Raw genomic sequence first — 17652 nt, forward strand, 5'->3', positions numbered from 1 at the left:
AGATGAAACGAGTTCATTTCTTTTCGGGATTAACAATTTCAATATTTGTAGGATTCCATCTACTCAATCATTCTGTAAGTGTTTTTGGAACAGAAGATCACATTGAGTTAATGCACAAATTAAGGCTTGTTTATAGAAATTTCTTAATAGAAACCATACTTTTAACTGCAATATTTTTTCAAATTGTATCAGGAATAAAGTTGTTTTTTTCAAAACGCAAGTCTGTAGTTAATTTTTATGAAAAATTGCAGATATGGACGGGTTTATATTTAGCACTTTTCTTAGTTATACACGTAAGTGCTGTATTGTTTGGTAGATATATTTTAAATCTTGATACAAATTTTTACTTTGGAGTAGCTGGTTTAAATACTTGGCCTTTAAAATTATTCTTTGTTCCTTATTATGGACTGGCTGTTATTTCATTTTACGGACACATTGCTTCTCTTCATTATCACAAAATGAAGAGAAGGTTATTTGGGCTAACCACAGAACAACAATCAAAAATAATTTTAGTAAAAGGAATTGTAGTGACTGTGATTATTTTCTATGGATTGACAAATGGATTTACAGGAGTCGAGATACCCGAAAAATTTGATGTCGTGATTGGAAAATAAATATGAACGCACACCAATATATAAACCAGTGCTAAGTTCAAATGTTGGATAACGTGTTTTATAAGTTATTCGCCAACTTTCGCTCCTCAAACCTGACTTTCTTGAAATCCTTTGCCCGTTTTGGCCTTCGGTGAAATTTGATGCGTTTCTGAGAGAGATAACAACGTTACCACATATCGGTGTTCTTAATTCCCAGTTCTTTAGCGTTAAAAACAGGATTTTTTCCTTCTCTGCGCTGCCTTTGATAATCTTTCAGTGCAAGCAGAGCAGGTTTTTGTAAAATAAGGATAGCCACAATATTAAGCCAAGCCATTATTCCTACTCCCATATCCCCTACAGCCCAGGCGGCCTCGGCAGTTTTTACCGAACCATAATATGTAGCGACCAGGATAAGTATCCTCAGTGCAGTAACGGCCCACTTGTTCTCGCTCTTGTCGAGATAGCTGAGGTTTGTTTCTGCAATGTAGTAATAGGCCATGATGGTAGTGAAAGCAAAGAACAAAAGGGCTATCGCTACAAATCCGCTTCCCAAAGCTGGGAAATGGTGGGCTATAGCATACTGAGTATATTCGGCTCCAATCTTTGCCTCTGGCAGGTTGTGAACGAGAAAGCCCCCTTCAGGGTTTAATACATTGTACTGGCCCGTAAATAAGATCATAAAGGCGGTAGCACTGCATACAAAAAGGGTGTCGATATATACGGAAAAGGCCTGAACCAATCCCTGTTTCACCGGATGATCTACTTCGGCGGCAGCTGCGGCATGTGGTGCGGTGCCTTGACCCGCCTCATTCGAGTAGATACCCCGCTTGATTCCCCAAGATACGGCCATCCCAAATATACCGGCAAAAGCAGGTTCCAGATCGAAGGCGGAACGGAAAATCAGGCTCAAAACAGCTGGAATTTCCCGGATATTTAAAGCCATGATCACCACAGCCATCAGGATATAGGCACCGGCCATGAAGGGTACAACCAATTCAGCTACCTTGCCAATACGTTTTACGCCTCCGAAGATGATCAGACCAAGGAGAATAACCAAACCGACCCCGGTTACTGATACAGGTAAATTGAAAGCATTCTGCATGCTTAGAGCGATGCTATTGCTTTGTACGCCAGGCAGAAAAAGGGCGGTGCTTAGCACGGTAGCTACGGCGAAGACTACGGCATACCACTTAATTCCAAGGCCTTTTTCGATATAAAATGCTGGTCCGCCACGGTATTGCCCGTTGTTAACCTGCTTGTATATTTGTCCTAGGGTTGCTTCAATAAAAGCCGAGGCACTTCCTAAAAACGCAATTGCCCACATCCAGAACACGGCACCGGGGCCCCCCATGGCAATGGCCGTTGCAACGCCTGCAATGTTACCCGTACCCACACGTCCGGAAATTGCAATGGAGAAAGCCTGGAACGAACTTACTCCGCGATCGGAAGCTTTCGTGCGAAAAAGCAGTTTAATCATATCCTTTAAATAACCCACCTGCAAGAAACGGGTGACTATTGAAAAATAAACTCCTGCACCCATGCAAAGCACAATCAGTGCGTTGCTCCAAACCAATTCGTTAATCGACGCGATAACTTTCTCCATTTATTGCTGTTTTTGATTATAATCTTGCTCTAAATGTAGTTGATTTTAGCTTAATTAGTGATGTTTTCGCTGATTTGAACAAAAATATCCGGTTTTACCTGCGTTTTTAGATGAGTTTAGAGGTATCACCGAAATCTTAGCTTATGGTAGGTTAGTCATGGTTAAATTTAAATGGTTTGCAAACATTGCCAGTCAATATCCTGTTCATCAAACAAAATGGCTTCGCCTTTATGGCGGTTTTAATTAATTTTTATTTCATCCTAAAGTACTTATTTCGTCTACGCTATAGTAAATGATCTTACCGGCGGCTTTCCCTTTTTCTACCATCTCATCAGCTCCGGCAGAAGGGCCACCAATGCGCAGTACCGCAGTGCAATGGTCAATCAGGCGGATCGCAACAGGATGGAAGATTTCATTGAAGATAGAGTCTCCTGTTCTTTTTGATCCGGCTGCTTCAATTAAAGGCAGGGCATACCATTCTCCTAGAACGGGTAAGTGGCCCCTGCGATAAAGTTCTAAAGCGGTATCTGTCATATGCTTCACGTTTGAAGCAATGAGTACCGGGTCGTCATTTGTGCCAGACCTATATGGGCCGGCCACTAAAATCATTTGTGATTTTTTTGTTATCATATGCATAGTTTTCTTTTAAAACTGATTCGGCTTAAGCTTGTCTGAAAGCCCCTGACGGTCTATTTGGATCCGTTATTCGGCTATCTTTAAATATGTGTAACGGCTTTATCTATTTCATGCGTAATATTATAGGGTGCAATGACAGCTAGTTTGCACTCTTCACAAACCTGAGTTTAAAGCGATCTAAGGGTTGGTTGGTGCTGGCAAAAAATACTATCCTGTGGGCCGTAAGGTTTCCGCTTACCATAATGCAGAAACTCTTTTGTCAAATACCACACCTACAGATTCGGCTAATTGCCTGAAATCAGCCTCTGTCGGAATTCTCCATCCCTGGGGTATGGATACCTGCTGCATCTCGGAAAATGAATAGTACTTACCGTATTCTGGCTTGCTATTGGCCTGGTCGTAGAAAATTCCGTTATCTCCTTTATAATTGGCACTTGTCCAGATCAAATTGCCGATTTTTACTGTTGGGTACTCAAGTCCTGAAATCACAACCTTGCCCGTTTCAATTGGCTGCACTGTGTCGGGTTCTTTGTTGTCTTTTTTACAGCTAACTAGTTAGTTAATTAAGATGAATACTAAAGTTGTGGCTATGCGTTTCATAAGTGTTTATAGGTATAGACGAATAATCTGTTCCATTTGCTACAGTCAGACTACTTCATAGATGGGAGGATGGGTTTGCGAAATGAAATTGCCTTTGAATTGAAAAATCCATCTATCGATTATAGCTGCCAGAACCACTCCATAATAATGAAACCGACATCCCTAATACGAGCAGCTCAAATTCAAACCCTTCGTTATCATGCCGGATTGAAATCTATAGAAATGTTGCAAAATATGCTCCACGCGTTAAGCCTTGAACCACCGTATATTTTAGTGGCACATTCTTATGACGGCCTTATTACTAATTTATACGCCCGCCCTTACCCGCAAAACGTGGGAGGGGTAGTGTTTGGAATTGAAAGGCTGATCTTATTTACCTAAACCATAATCCCTTTCGACTTTGGATATTCTCGTTTTATAGTGTTTATACCACTCTGTTCTTCCTTTATTTTGCGCAACCAAGTGGTCAGAATTCTGTTTCCATTTTCTAATGGAGTCAATATCTTTCCAGTAAGACACAGTAATCCCAATTTCATTTCTTGCACTTTCAATACCGATAAACCCTTCTTGCTTATGGGCTAATTCTATCATTAAATCAGCCATTTCAGAATAACCCTCATTTACCTCTGTTCTGATAGAACTAAATATCACAGCATAGTAAGGAGGGTCAGGTGTGTTTGCTATCATAATTCAGGTTATATTATTTTTAACATTTCTGTCGATTTATTGCCTAATGTTCAACTCCGATTTTAGTACTAGGATTTTAATTTAAAGATTTTTAAGGTTTCGAAGCGCTTTCCAACTCACCAATTGTTTCATTACTTGAAAATAACGCAATCGAAATTCCTTTATATTCAACCAACCAATGACTTTTTTTACCGATCCTTAAAACTACACAGAAGTAAGCAAATTTTAAACTGGTTATGGAATTACTAATGAAGCAAGATCGATATTGACTAACAACGTGCCGGCTGCCATTGCTAGCAGTTGCCCAATTTCTTCGTCAAAATGCCAAATTAGGGGGGATTTCTAATTTTCCGAAAAGTCGTTTGTCAGCGCCAGACCACTGATAAGATACACATTGCGAGTTTCCATGCTTCTAATATAGATTGCTACTAACGTTTAAGAGCGCATGTTGCCAACGAAATATATATTACTTTTGATTAAATATAAAAGACATATGCGAAGATTATCACTTTTCATTGCGACAAGTTTGGACGGTTATATTGCAAAGCCCAATGATGACCTAAGTTTTTTGAAACTGGTAGAAAAAGAAGGTGAAGATTATGGTTATGCCGAATTTACTTCAAGGATTGATACCTGTATTATTGGCAGAAAAACATACGATTATGTGGTGAAAGAAATCGGTGTATCTCATTATGACAACGGTGAACGGGATATCTATGTGATAACAAGGACCGAAAGACCGGATGTTGGTAGAATAAAGTTTTATACCGGAAATTTACCGGATTTGATTGAAAAATTGAGAAGTGAAGAAGGAAAAAATATTTATTGCGATGGAGGGGCAGAAATAATAAACGAGTTTTTAAAAACCGACTTGGTTGATGAAATGATTATTTCAGTGGTCCCTATATTGTTAGGTAATGGAACAAAATTGTTTCAAGACGGAAGACCCGAACAAACACTGGAATTTATGAGTGCAAAAACATTTGATACAGGTTTAGTGCAGCTACATTACAAACGTCACAGCTAACAATGAACTGCCGTGTGCCTTTGCAGTAATGGGTGTAATTATGGAAAAGAGCTTGTCTTATGTTTTGATACTGTATTTTCAATAAAGATTTCATAGTCACTAGAACCATAAAAAAATAAAAATCAGTACACTTTGTGTATTACAATCGTTAAAAAGCTACAGTAAAGAGAGCCCTGTTTTCCCAGCTAAGTTCATTTCAGCCCCGGCAGAAGCTTTAGACGAAATAGTTTACCATGGAATATTGTTTGCAGGCCAAAAGGTATGCAACAGACAGACGTACTTTCGGGAGAGTTGGGGTTGGGGCCTGGAAATAAAGCGTTTAAGCTATGGCTGCCCAGGCTGGTGGTGTTTACGGCTGACGCTTTCGAAGAACCGTATGCACAAAAGATTTTGGAGCGGGTAAAACTTTATGGGTTGAAGTACGAAGTGTCCAGGAGAGTTACAGGACTAAAAGGAGCTTCTGAAAAAGAGACCTACCAGAATGCAAAATCCACACTCGCCATTGTAAAAGCGCCACCTAGTGCGTTTTCTTTGCGTCCTATTCCTCCTAGCGCCGACTGGCAGTTTCACCTTGCCGAAGGTTGCCCGGCACATTGCCAGTATTGCTATTTAGCCGGAAGTTTGACAGGGCCCCCAGCAATTCGTGTGTTTGCTAACCTGCCAGCCATTCTCGAAAATCTCGTAAAATACACAAGCCGCTCGCAGTTCGTAACATTCGAAGCCAGTTGTTATACAGATCCTCTTAGTCTTGAACATCTAACCGGTGGTTTGCAGGAAACTATCAATTTCTTCAGCAGGCTTCAAAATACACAGCTTCGTTTTGTCACGAAGTTCGATGCTGTTGCACCACTTTTGGACCTCGAGCATCATAACAATACCCGTTGCAGAATTAGTCTTAATGCTCATTCCATAGGACGTAAGCTTGAGAGTGGTACGCCCGCAGTGTCGGCGAGGATCAGAGCATTAAGGAGCTTAGCATTGCCGAAGTCAGTAGGGGGTGGGGGATATCCAGTTGGAGTAGTATTGGCACCTATTATGCCAATTCCTAACTGGGAGCAGGAGTATGGCCGATTGTTAGACGAACTATCTAATGAGCTGGACTTTCCGTGTGATCTTACCTTTGAGTTAATCACACACCGCTTCACGCCTGGTTCGAAAGATATTCTGCTTAAATGGTATCCGGGCACCACCCTGGAAATGGACGAGCAAGTGCGTATTGTTAAACGCAATAAATTTGGAGGGATAAAATATGTTTATCCAAAGCTGATGATGAACGAGCTGAAAACCTTTTTTTACCGCGAAATCAGCGCACGATTCCCTTCTGCAAAGATTCTTTACTGGACCTGATTTTTTAATATTATATCTATCAACTTTGAATTATCTATGGAAACGAAAAATGAATTAAAGGCGGTTAAGGAATTTAACCATCCGGCAGAAAAAGTATTTTCCGCATGGACAGAGCCGGAACAGCTTAAGCAGTGGTGGCACCCAATGAATGCAAAGCTGACTGAGGTGAAAAATGATTTAAAGGAGGGAGGCGAAATAGAGTATCGCTTTACTGCAGGCGAGCAAGAAAGCTTCAGTATCACTGGCGAATATTCTGAAGTGAAGCCAAATGAACTTCTTGTTTATAGCTGGAAGTGGCATTTGCCTCATGGTGAAGATGATTACAAGCTTTCGGTACATTTCATTTCAACAGAGGCCGGATGCCGGCTCGAAGTGGTGCAGGAGAATTTTGAGCATCAGGAACAGGTTGAGCCACACCAACAGGGATGGGAACATGGCCTGTCTAACCTGGCCAGTTTCCTCGATGGCGGCAACAACTCAAGGCCGGCTGGAACAATTAATGACCATATTCCGATAGTAGGTTACGGCTCGTCGGAGTAAGCATCAAAAAAGCCAGACATTCTGTGTTTGGCTTTTTTGCATTTTGTTGCATAATTCATGAACAGCCAGCTAAGCACGTTGCTTCAATGAAATGTGTTTGGTAATTTTATCTTACACAAAGCGACCTGAATTCAGGGCTTTTATTCCGGATATAACTAATTTCATGCCGTATTGCTAAGATTCTTACCCAGTCTGAAAAAACTGTAGAACTATTTATGAGTGCCAATACATCTTTAAACGGCTATTATTTATAATTAGTACTGATGTTTGCTTTTGTGGCACATGCCTTGCAGATACAGGGCATATACATACCCCCTAAAAATCTTTGCTGAATGATGACAGTGAAGTCTAAGTTGTAAAAACTGGAATACTCAACGTTTGAGGAGTTTAACAAAAACTCCTGACTCCAAAAATCATATCGATCCGTTATCCGGGAATCTTCGCAAAAAGACATTAAGCGAGTACTGCCGGATTATAATACTCAATTGTCGCAAGACAGGGCATCAAAAACTCAAAAAATAATTGAAGAAGCGTTATTAAAGGCGGGAAGAAACAACGTTAAGTTTGAAATGCTTGGCTACGGAGAAGATATTGCCAACGCTCCTTTTGAGAACAACTTGCCCGAAGAACGCTTCTATAACAGAACGGTAATAATAGATATTATCCCGGCTAAACCATAATGTTTTTTCGGCTTAAGACCAAATAAAAGTTCATTAAAAAACAAATTAATCAGATGAAAAAAAGTATACAGTATATTTTCGCAATTGCCGCACTATTTGCCGGATGTAACAATGGTTCAAAAACGGAAGCTCAAGCAAGGGAAGTTGCGCTTAAGCAAATCAGAGACAGCATTAAGCTGGATAGTTTTCGGGTTGCTGAAGTCAGGCAAGTTGAGCTGGCTAAAGAAAAAGCAGAACTGGCATCTTCAAAAAATACCTCTGGCAATTCGTCTTCTCAGAAAACTTATGTCAATGGTATTTCCGAGTCGTACACCAGCAGCGAACCTGCCAGAAAAGGATGGAGCAAAGCTGCAAAGGGAGCTGTAATAGGCGCCGGAGCAGGTGCTTTAACAGGTGTGATCGTCGATAAAAAGGATGGTCGGGGAGCGGTTATAGGGGGCCTTGCCGGTGCAGGCGCTGGCTATGTCATCGGAAGATCTCAGGATAAAAAGGACGGGCGGGTTCAGTAGGGCCCTGGGTTAATTTATGAATGGGGGGCGCCTTAAACAGGCGGCCCCCTACCTGATCTCTCGTTTTATTGTGGAATCCTGACTGTGATATCAATGAAGTAATAAACGGTTTTATGAACGGTTATTATGGCCGGTCTGGTTCAACCGTTAAACTTGAGATTGTAAAGAGAGAAGGGATAACTCAGTATTGATGGTTCTGAAAAGATCGGAATATTGTTTTTACTTCCAGTAAGCATCTAAACTAACGGCTTAATTTATATTAGGCCGTTAAGTTTAAATCTAAACATTATTTCACGCGTTCTACGTATTCTCCTGTACGGGTGTCCACTTTAATCTTATCACCCACATTCACAAACAATGGAACCTTTATTTCGATTCCGTTTTCGGTGGTAGCATATTTTTGAGCACCTGAAGAAGTGTCTCCTTTCACTGCAGGTTCAGCGTAGGTGATTTCTAATTCAACGAAGTTTGGTGCTTGTGCCATAATTGGTTCTTCACTCTCGAAAGAAACGATCACGTTCATTCCTTCTTTAATAAACTTTGCAGAGGGTCCGAATAAGGCTTTAGGGATGTTGAACTGCTCAAAAGTTACATTGTCCATTACCACGAAATAATCACCTTCTTCATATAAATATTGGTAATCATTTGTTTCCACCCGACAAATCTCCACTTGCTCGTCTGTTCCTAGACGAGCTTCCACAATTTTTCCTGTTTTAATATTGCGAAATTTGCCTAAGTAGAAAGCGCCACCTTTGCCTGGTGTACGATGTACATGTTCTTCAACGGTTACCAGTTCACCGTTGTATCGTAGAATATTTCCTGTTTTAACTTCAGATGCCTTTGCCATAATTTGTTTTATCAGGGACTAAAGATATGGGCTTTTTCTTTAGGCCAGAATCTGTTTTGAAATAAAGTGACAGTAATTTCAGTTTCTGCTATCCTCGTCCTGTATGGTATCTGCAATCTTCTTAGTATAACAGGTTCAGCAATTGCTGAAACTATTTTGCACAAGAAGTTTGGTAATCGGAATCAACTGTTATCTCTTTATTTTTTAATAAAATATATTGGAATCATAAAAAGTTTATACTTTCGTGTACGTAAACGTAAATCATCATGATTGCTCAGTGGGCTCATCGGATATTAACATAAATGCTTCGTGGAAAAGAAAATAATATATAACGGAAAGATTATTACGCCTCATGGAATTATAGATAAAGGCTATCTTTTAATACAGGATAAAAGCATATTCGATGTTGGTGAAGGAGATTTTGAAGTATCAGAGGATACGCAGCTGATAAATGCAGGGGGAAGATTTGTATCCCCTGGATTTATTGATATCCATGTTCACGGGGGCGGTGGGCACGACTTTATGGACGGAACATTGGAAGCATTCTTACAAATAGCTGAAACTCATGTGAGGTATGGTACGACCGCTTTAAATCCTACAACATTAACCAGCGAGGTCGAAGATCTGTTCGTTACACTTGATCTATATAAAACAGCCAACAAGCTCAATACGAAAGGAGCCCAGTTTATAGGAGTGCATTTGGAGGGTCCGTACTTTGCTGTAAAACAGCGGGGAGCTCAGGACCCACGGTACATACGCAACCCTGATCCTGAAGAATATCAGAAGATCCTCGACTATTCTGATGATATAGTAAGGTGGAGCGCAGCTCCTGAGCTGCCTGGAGCTATTGAATTTGGACGTTATGTAAAGGCTAAAGGCAAAGTTTTAGCATTGGCACATACCGATGCCATCTATGAAGAGGCCCTCGAAGGTTTTAACAATGGATATACGCTCGCTACGCACTTCTATTCCGCAATGTCAGGTGTGACCCGCAGGAATGCCCACCGGTATGCGGGTGTTGTTGAAGCAGGTTATCTTATCGATGATATGGATGTTGAAGTAATTGCTGATGGTGTACACTTACCAGCGCCTTTATTGAAATTGGTTTATAAAATAAAAGGCCCGGACAGGATTGCACTGATAACAGATGCCATGAGAGCTGCCGGAATGCCGGAAGGCGAAAGTGTGTTGGGTAATATCGATACCGGACTCAAAGTGATTGTTGAGGGTGGGGTAGCTAAATTACCAGATTTATCTGCCTTTGCAGGGAGCGTGGCAACTGCAGACAGGTTAGTGAGAACGATGTTGAACGAGGCGGAAATACCCTTGTTGGATGTCATAAAGATGATTTCCCTGACCCCTGCGAGAATTATGGGTATCGCTGATAGAAAAGGTTCCTTAGAAAAAGGTAAAGATGCCGATGTAGTCATTTTTGATGAGCAGATTAATATAGCGATGACTATCGTAAATGGCAGTATAAAGTACAATACGATTTATTCAAAAGAAAATTCAATAGTCGATTTAAAAACTAATTAGTATGCTTAGAGAATTTAAGAAAGACCATCTAACCGTTAAAGTTTTCAATACCAGGTCAGAAATGGGAGAAGTTGCTGCCGCCGAAGCTGCCAGGGTGATAAACCAATTGCTGGTGGAAAAAGACACGCTGAACATTATTTTCGCTGCAGCGCCATCCCAAAATGAATTTTTAAACGCATTGGTACAGTCAAACATCGACTGGTCGCGAATTAACGCCTTTCATATGGATGAGTATGTTGGCTTACATCCCGAAGCACCACAGGGCTTCGCTAATTTCCTAAAAGAAAGGGTATTTGACAGAGTTAATTTTAAAAGTGTTAACTGCCTGAACGGAAATGCAGAAGATGCCGAGCAGGAAGCTGAGAGATATGCTTCTCTTCTGGATCAGCATCCTGCAGATGTTGTTTTACTGGGAATCGGTGAAAATACTCATATCGCCTTTAACGATCCTCATGTGGCAGATTTTAACGATACTAAATTGGTTAAAATTGTAGATCTGGACGAGGCCTGCAGGCAGCAACAGGTTAACGACGGATGTTTTCAGAAAATTACGGAAGTGCCAACTCATGCATTAACTCTAACCGTTCCGGCTTTGACCAAGGCAAAATATGCTTTTTGTATGGTGCCCTCCGAAAAGAAAGCCCAGGCTATTTATCATACTTTGACTGAAGATATCAGTGCTGATTTTCCGTCTACGATACTAAGGAAGCACGAAAATGCAATTTTATACACAGATAAAGACAGCTCTTCTCTTATTTTAAATTAAGCAATTATTATATTCCGGAATTTAGCCATAGATAACGACCTGAGAATAGTAGAAGCGCAGTTTTATATGACCTCTTGTCCGGACATCGTTAAACAGGTAATAGAAATGTTTATGATAAGAACCAGATGTTTCCTGGTTGTTTCTTTGGTTTATAAAAAATAACTTAGAGGAAATTTTTGCCATGAAAAACATAGATGAAAAAGAGCTGGTAGGTGTAAAAGAGATTGCAAGGAGAGCGAATGTTTCCATCGCAACCGTTGACAGGGTGCTGCATAAAAGAAATGGCGTATCCTTAAAAACAAAAGAAAAAATAGAAAGCATCATCAAAGAATTAGACTATCAACCCAATATTCTGGCTAGGAGACTGGCGTCTAAGAAAGTTCTGAAGCTGGCTGTTTTAATTCCTGAAGTTTCTGCAGAAACGGCTTTCTGGCAAGCACCATTAAACGGCATACTAAAGGCAGAGGAGGAAATAAAAAGATATGGGATCTCTATTGAAAAGTATTTTTTTGATCAGAATAACATAGCAACCTTTGAAAAGCAAACCAAACTGATCCTTGATAAAAGATATGATGGCATATTGTTGGCTCCTATGTTTATAGACGAATCCATCGAGTTTGTAAATGCCAGTAAAAAGTATAATACGCCCTATGTGTTCATCAATTCGGATATTCCGAACCAGGATAGCTTATGCTATATAGGACCCAACCTGTATCATAGCGGCTATATGGGAGCGCATTTGTTAAATTATTTGTTAAAGGAAGGTGAAAAGGTCTTGTTGGTAAATATTTCGAAAGAGATCAATACCCATCACCATTTGTTGAGGAAGGAGGAAGGTTTTCGAAACTATTTTACCGAGCATAATAAGAAACAAGAGGTTGTAAAGATAGATATCAGACAAACGGATTATGCTTCGGTGGAAAGGCACCTTGATGAGATCTTTGAAAAAAACAAAGAGATCAAAGCGATTTTTGTATCCAATTCAAGGGTTTCTTCTGTTGCACGGTACGTGGAACAGCATCAGCTGAGGGGGCTCATACTTATTGGCTTCGATTTTTTGCCTGAAAATATCGACTTTCTTAAAAAAGACATCATTGACTTCCTGATTTGCCAGAAACCGCAGGAACAGGGGTACCGGGGCATTATGGCCTTATATAATAAAATGGTACACAACATAAATACTGATAAGGTTAATTTCATGCCGATTGATATTATCAGCAGGGAAAACTATATGTTTTATGAAAACTAGCTGATTTTGTGAAAGAACGTGCCTTTATATTTCAGACCATAAGTGGTCTGCACTAGTACTCAAATCAAATCAGCATCAAATTATATTATTTAAAAAGAGGAATAAGTCTCTATTTAAATATATCACTAATTTCGGTAACGTACACAATTATACAAACTGAAGTAAATGAAAGATATATACGATCGGCGAAAATTTATACGTACAGGCACCATTGCCAGTATTGGATTAGGTTTATCAGGAATATTAAGGCCTTTTACAGCGAGTGCGGCTTTCCAAAAAAATCTGCTGAAGGTAGGCATAATAGGCCTGGATACATCACACAGCACCGCGTTCACAAAAATGCTGAATGCTGAACCTGCAGATCCTCTATTCGCAGGGTTCAGAGTAGAAGCAGCATATCCAAAAGGAAGCGAAAAGATTGAAGCCAGTGCCTCCCGGATCGCAGGATATATTACAGAAGTAAAGAAGTATGGAGTAGAGATCGTTTCTTCCGTCAAGGAGCTGCTAAAAAAGGTCGATGTTGTTCTCCTGGAATCCAATGACGGAACTATACGTTTGGACCAGGCAAAACAGGTTATCAGGGCCGGAAAGCCCATGTTTATAGATAAACCCGTAGCTGCATCTCTCCGGGATGTAATCATTATTTATGAAGAAGCAAAAAAATATAGAGTCCCCGTTTTCTCCTCCTCTTCTTTAAGGTACTTTGAGAATATTAATGATATTTCATCAGAAATGATAGGGAAAGTGCTTGGTGCAGATACTTATAGTCCTGCATTACTGGAGCCTTCTCATCCTGATTTTTTCTGGTATGGGATTCATGGGGTAGAGATGCTCTATACTGTTTTGGGACGAGGTTGTAGGGCCGTATCAAGGATAAATACTAAAGATACTGATGTAGTAACGGGTGTTTGGGATGATGATCGTATAGGAACTTTTCGCGGTACCAGGGCCGGAGCAAAAGGATATGGAGGGGTGGTATTCGGCGAGAAAAAAATAGTTCCCATTATATCTCCTAAAAATGGGTATAAAAATTTGTTGATAGAAATCGTGGAATTCTTCAAAACAGGGATCTCGCCCGTTAACGAGGAGGATACTATAGAAATCTATGCGTTCATGGAAGCAGCAGATAAGAGTAAAATTCAAAATGGAGCTTGGGTAAGTATACAGGACGTAATAAGTAAAGCCAAAAAAGCAATTTAAATAGCGAAACAAGGCCAGATAATATATAATGAGCGAAAAAAAAATAACAACCGACCAGCTGACTAAGCGAGATACAACCATTTCCATTTTACTTATAGGCCTTGTGTTTTTCATTATCGGATTTGTATCCTGGATAAATGCAATACTGATACCCTTTTTCAAGATTGCCTGTGAACTCACAAATTTCCAATCATACCTGGTGGCATTTGCCTTTTATATTTCTTACCTGGTGATGTCGGTACCATCTTCCTATCTTTTAAAGGCAGTTGGTTTCAAAAAAGGCATGATGACAGCCTTTTTTGTAATGTCTGTTGGAGCGGCATTTTTCATCCCAGCAGCATATTTCAGAACCTACGAGATATTCCTGCTGGGCTTGTTTACTCTGGGATCAGGATTGGCGATATTACAGACGGCATCCAATCCCTATATAACAGTACTCGGACCAAAAGAAAGTGCCGCGCAAAGGATCAGCATCATGGGGATCTGCAACAAGTTCGCGGGTATATTGGCTCCTTTGCTGTTCGCAGCAGCAGTTCTGAGGGCCAGCGATGCAGAATTGTTCAGGCAGATACCTCTCATGGGAGATGCAGAAAGAGCACTTGTTCTGGATGAACTTATCAGAAGGGTGATGTTGCCATACGCGGTGGTGTCAGTTGGACTTATAGGATTGGGTTTGTTCATCAAGTTTTCCCCACTACCTGAAATAGATACGGAGAGTGAGAGTGATGCAGTAGCAGTAGCCAATTCGGGAAAGACAAGTATCTTTCAGTTCCCGCACCTGATATTAGGAGCCCTGGCTATTTTCCTTCATGTAGGAACACAGATATTGGCGATAGATACTGTAATCGCTTATGCCGGCTCTATGGGGATCAATATGATAGAAGCAAAAGTATTCCCGTCCTATACCCTGGCTTTAACGATTCTTGGTTATTCTATAGGTGTCTTTGCTATCCCGAGATTTATCAGTCAGGTAAACGCATTAAGGGCCTGTACAATATTGGGAGCAGTGTTAAGCCTTCTGATTGTTCTTGCTAAAGGAAGTATAACATTTCTTGGTCACACGGTAGACGCTTCCCTGTGGTTCGTGGTTGCATTAGGCCTGGCAAATTCACTGGTATGGGCGGGGATATGGCCGGTGGCCCTCGACGGGCTAGGGAAATTCACCAAACTGGGTTCCTCCATAATGATCATGGGACTATGCGGAAATGCTATTATGCCAGTAGTTTACGGATATTTTGCAGATTCAATTGGAGTGCAGGAAGCCTACTGGGTGTTATTCCCATGTTATGCTTACCTAGCATATTATGCTATACATGGGCATAAACTAAGAAAGTGGAAATTTTGATCTGGCTTGTAAAATGAATCAAGGCCCCTTAGTGTTTATGTTTACTTAGGGGCCTTGATTGCTATTTAAACCAGTTAAGAAAGAGTTATTTAAGCATCCGGTATTTCTGGCTCTACAAGCCTGGTCAGCTTTTCCAGGGATTCCTGCCATCCAAGATAACACATTTCGGCAGGTATAACATCGGGGATCCCTTCCTGAATCACTTTCAGTTCCGTTCCTACGGATGTTTTTTGAAGCCAGACGGATGTAGTCATTACTCCAGGGAGGTTAGGATCATCAAATTTGTCTGTATACTTCAGGAACTCGTTAAGTTTTAGCTCTACATACTCGCCGCCAAACGATTGGCTGTTACCTGTAGTAAAATTCTGAAATGACATCCTGAAATTGCCGCCTACCTGTACGTTCATTTCATGTACCGTACAAAGAAATCCATAGGGAGGCAACCATGAGGCAATCGCCAGGGCTTCGGTAAAGGCCCTGTACAGTTTTTCAGGAGAAGCTTTAATTACTCTGTGTAATGAAACTTTGTTGTCTGACATAAAATTCATTTTTTGGTTGTTCCTACTCGTCTGGCTTTTCGGTTCGCCCGTTTTTATGTGGTAGCTGCTCCACTGCCTTATCTACTTTACTGACCGGCCTAACAAAGATGGAACTATAAACAAATACTGAAGGGGGGAGCATGCGACAAATTATAAGTTATTTACGACAGGCCCCCACATTTGTCTTCTCTATAACTTAACATTAAAGTAATTTTAAGTAAGTTTTGCACTAATAGTTTTGCACGCGGATAGGATATACCGCAGATGACAATAGATTATGCCGAACTTTCAGACCAGCAATTGATACAGGAATGTAGCAAAGACAACATGAGAGCTTTTAATCAGTTGTTCGAACGTTACTTTGCATTATTATACAGTTTTTCAATAAAGTATGTTAAAGATAGTGCTGTAGCAGAAGAGCTGGCTATGGATCTTATGCACAACATCTGGAAAAAAAGGGGCAGCCTGGAAATCAAAGGCAATGTGGACAGGTATCTTTTCAGTGCCATGAAAAACGTTGTCTTTAACCATATCCGTAAAAATGAACTGATAACTGTAAGCATCGATAACCTTTCAGAAGTTCCCGCTTCGGCAATTCCGGCCCCAGATCACAATTTGGAATATAAGGAACTCGAAAAAATATATCAGTCAAAGGTAGCCCAGTTGAGTCCCCAACGTAAAAAGATCTTTAAGTTGAGCCGGGAAGAAAATATGACCTATCCCCAAATTGCCAAAGACATGAACCTGTCTATTAATACTATAAAAACCCAAATGTTGGTTTCTCTGAAATTTTTGAGAGAAAACATGAATGACCATATCGATGTAACGATCAGCCTGCTCTTTTTTATTCTTTTCTGATTTTTTTTCCTCCCGGCTCACCCTGCCCTTATACAAGTAGTGTCTTGTATTTAAGTAGGATAATATTATGAGTTCGGGCATAGACAAATCGCTTGTAAAGAAGTACCTGGATGGTAACTGCACACCAGCTGAGTTACAGCAAATACGTAAACATCTTCGCAGGGAAGATACCGCCAACATCTTTGACGAGGTATTTGAAGAGGATTGGGCAGGACTAAGCAGATCTGATCAAACTGATTCTGAGCAGATGGACCGCTGGAAAAAGATGATGGAACAGCGGATTTACCAGGATGAGCTAAGCCAACCACAAGTATTGCCAATGTTCAGAAGGCCGGGGCTGTGGCGATATGCGGCAGTATGGCTAATAGTAATGCTTGGAGCAGGAATATGGGCAATCAATAAACAAGATAAAAAAGAACCTGCGCACATTGCATTTATAGAAAAGACCAATCCAAGAGGGCAGCGAACTGTCCTTACTTTGCCTGATAGCTCGGTCGTGCATTTAGGTGCAGCAAGCAGGCTACGCTTTGCTCAAAACTTCAATGAAAAAGACAGGACGGTAGAACTTGAAGGTGAAGCCTTTTTTGAGGTTACGAAAAATCCGGCTAAACCATTTGTCATTAAAACCGGAACAATTCAAACACGAGTTTTAGGAACATCTTTTAAAGTCCAGGCCTTTGAGGGACATCCAATGAGTGTGCAGGTTAGCACTGGAAAGGTAAGGGTTGACAGAAAGGTTGGTAGTAAGGCACAAGCTATTGCATTGTTATTGCCCGGTCAGCAGGTAATCTGGGACGAACTGCTGCAGCGGAAGGAATTGGCGAATGTTTCAGTAGATGATATTGAAGGCTGGAAAAAGGGCAGGCTCGTGTTCAGCAAGACCCGGCTTTCGGATGTTACTGCCATTCTTGAACGATGGTACAATGTAGACATCGATATTAAAAACCAGGCTACCGCTCAAAAGCTGATGAAAGTGAACTTGACTGCAGATATTCCCATTAACCGGGTAATAAAAATGCTTAGCACTTCTGGTCAGTTTACCTATCGGATTCATGAAAACCAAATCATAATAAATTAAGCAGAAAGGATA

The 17652-nt window shown here is 40.7% G+C and carries 20 protein-coding genes; 14 read left to right on the top strand and 6 right to left on the bottom strand.

All coding sequences use genetic code 11. The features are described from left to right. Positions 1-2: 2 nt before the first annotated feature. Positions 3-614 carry a succinate dehydrogenase/fumarate reductase transmembrane subunit gene (locus J3P37_RS04465; RefSeq protein WP_256009802.1) on the top strand — a complete coding sequence of 204 codons (612 nt, stop codon included), beginning with the start codon at positions 3-5 and terminating at the stop codon, positions 612-614. 166 nt (positions 615-780) lie between these two features. On the opposite strand, the gene J3P37_RS04470 is transcribed toward J3P37_RS04465, so the two are convergent. The 3 genes from J3P37_RS04470 to J3P37_RS04480 form a co-directional block, all read right to left on the bottom strand. Continuing rightward, positions 781-2196 (bottom strand): alanine/glycine:cation symporter family protein, encoded by a 1416-nt coding sequence (locus tag J3P37_RS04470; protein ID WP_256009803.1) that lies wholly within the window; start codon positions 2194-2196, stop codon positions 781-783. Positions 2197-2451: 255 nt separating this feature from the next. Then, positions 2452-2826, bottom strand: a complete 375-nt coding sequence (locus tag J3P37_RS04475) for a DUF4406 domain-containing protein (protein WP_256009805.1) — start codon at positions 2824-2826, stop codon at positions 2452-2454. 240 nt (positions 2827-3066) lie between these two features. Next, on the bottom strand, positions 3067-3348 hold the full coding sequence (locus tag J3P37_RS04480) for an FISUMP domain-containing protein (protein WP_256009806.1): 282 nt from the start codon (positions 3346-3348) through the stop codon (positions 3067-3069). A gap of 153 nt (positions 3349-3501) precedes the next feature. Here J3P37_RS04480 and J3P37_RS04485 point away from each other — a divergent pair, with 153 nt between their 5' ends. Beyond that, positions 3502-3813 (top strand): hypothetical protein, encoded by a 312-nt coding sequence (locus tag J3P37_RS04485; protein WP_256009807.1) that lies wholly within the window; start codon positions 3502-3504, stop codon positions 3811-3813. Here the strand turns inward: J3P37_RS04485 and J3P37_RS04490 are convergent. Beyond that, a complete protein-coding gene (locus tag J3P37_RS04490) occupies positions 3802-4119 on the bottom strand; it encodes an antibiotic biosynthesis monooxygenase family protein (RefSeq protein ID WP_256009808.1) in 318 nt (105 codons plus the stop codon). The two genes, J3P37_RS04485 and J3P37_RS04490, sit on opposite strands and share 12 nt — an antisense overlap. Positions 4120-4612: 493 nt before the next feature. Here J3P37_RS04490 and J3P37_RS04495 point away from each other — a divergent pair, with 493 nt between their 5' ends. The 5 genes from J3P37_RS04495 to J3P37_RS04515 all read left to right on the top strand — a co-directional run bounded on the left by J3P37_RS04495 (position 4613) and on the right by J3P37_RS04515 (position 8222). After that, positions 4613-5146 carry a dihydrofolate reductase family protein gene (locus J3P37_RS04495; protein ID WP_256009809.1) on the top strand — a complete coding sequence of 178 codons (534 nt, stop codon included), beginning with the start codon at positions 4613-4615 and terminating at the stop codon, positions 5144-5146. A 261-nt stretch (positions 5147-5407) separates the two neighbouring features. Further along, the gene (locus J3P37_RS04500; protein WP_256009810.1) at positions 5408-6493 is read left to right on the top strand and encodes a spore photoproduct lyase family protein; all 1086 of its coding nucleotides are present in this window, start codon (positions 5408-5410) and stop codon (positions 6491-6493) included. A 36-nt stretch (positions 6494-6529) separates the two neighbouring features. Further along, on the top strand, positions 6530-7033 hold the full coding sequence (locus J3P37_RS04505) for an SRPBCC family protein (RefSeq protein ID WP_256009811.1): 504 nt from the start codon (positions 6530-6532) through the stop codon (positions 7031-7033). A gap of 485 nt (positions 7034-7518) precedes the next feature. Further along, a complete protein-coding gene (locus tag J3P37_RS04510; RefSeq protein WP_256009812.1) occupies positions 7519-7713 on the top strand; it encodes a hypothetical protein in 195 nt (64 codons plus the stop codon). 53 nt (positions 7714-7766) lie between these two features. Continuing rightward, entirely contained in the window at positions 7767-8222 is a 456-nt protein-coding gene (locus J3P37_RS04515) for a YMGG-like glycine zipper-containing protein (protein ID WP_256009813.1), read from the top strand. A gap of 286 nt (positions 8223-8508) precedes the next feature. Here J3P37_RS04515 and efp read toward each other — a convergent pair whose 3' ends face one another. Then, positions 8509-9069 (bottom strand): elongation factor P, encoded by a 561-nt coding sequence (gene efp / locus J3P37_RS04520; protein WP_256009814.1) that lies wholly within the window; start codon positions 9067-9069, stop codon positions 8509-8511. 309 nt (positions 9070-9378) lie between these two features. Here efp and nagA point away from each other — a divergent pair, with 309 nt between their 5' ends. From nagA to J3P37_RS04545, 5 genes are all read left to right on the top strand, one after another. Next, the gene (nagA, locus tag J3P37_RS04525; RefSeq protein WP_256009815.1) at positions 9379-10605 is read left to right on the top strand and encodes an N-acetylglucosamine-6-phosphate deacetylase; all 1227 of its coding nucleotides are present in this window, start codon (positions 9379-9381) and stop codon (positions 10603-10605) included. A gap of 1 nt (position 10606) precedes the next feature. Continuing rightward, positions 10607-11371: a glucosamine-6-phosphate deaminase gene (locus tag J3P37_RS04530; RefSeq protein ID WP_256009816.1), complete on the top strand. Its 765-nt coding sequence runs from the start codon at positions 10607-10609 to the stop codon at positions 11369-11371. Positions 11372-11552: 181 nt separating this feature from the next. After that, entirely contained in the window at positions 11553-12620 is a 1068-nt protein-coding gene (locus J3P37_RS04535; RefSeq protein ID WP_256009817.1) for a LacI family DNA-binding transcriptional regulator, read from the top strand. Between the two features lie 165 nt (positions 12621-12785). Continuing rightward, complete coding sequence (locus J3P37_RS04540; protein ID WP_256009818.1) at positions 12786-13820, top strand: Gfo/Idh/MocA family protein; 1035 nt, start codon at positions 12786-12788, stop codon at positions 13818-13820. Between the two features lie 28 nt (positions 13821-13848). After that, positions 13849-15165, top strand: coding sequence for a sugar MFS transporter (locus tag J3P37_RS04545; RefSeq protein WP_256009819.1), 1317 nt, complete (start codon positions 13849-13851; stop codon positions 15163-15165). Positions 15166-15254: 89 nt separating this feature from the next. On the opposite strand, the gene J3P37_RS04550 is transcribed toward J3P37_RS04545, so the two are convergent. Then, a complete protein-coding gene (locus tag J3P37_RS04550; RefSeq protein WP_256009820.1) occupies positions 15255-15704 on the bottom strand; it encodes an SRPBCC family protein in 450 nt (149 codons plus the stop codon). Between the two features lie 264 nt (positions 15705-15968). On the opposite strand from J3P37_RS04550, the gene J3P37_RS04555 reads away from it, so the two are divergent. Both J3P37_RS04555 and J3P37_RS04560 read left to right on the top strand, forming a co-directional pair. Then, positions 15969-16562 carry an RNA polymerase sigma-70 factor gene (locus J3P37_RS04555; protein ID WP_256009821.1) on the top strand — a complete coding sequence of 198 codons (594 nt, stop codon included), beginning with the start codon at positions 15969-15971 and terminating at the stop codon, positions 16560-16562. 67 nt (positions 16563-16629) lie between these two features. Continuing rightward, positions 16630-17640, top strand: a complete 1011-nt coding sequence (locus tag J3P37_RS04560; protein ID WP_256009822.1) for a FecR family protein — start codon at positions 16630-16632, stop codon at positions 17638-17640. Positions 17641-17652: the final 12 nt, after the last annotated feature.

This window comes from Desertivirga xinjiangensis, from assembly GCF_024436435.1.
Taxonomy (GTDB): Bacteria; Bacteroidota; Bacteroidia; order Sphingobacteriales; family Sphingobacteriaceae; genus Desertivirga; species Desertivirga xinjiangensis.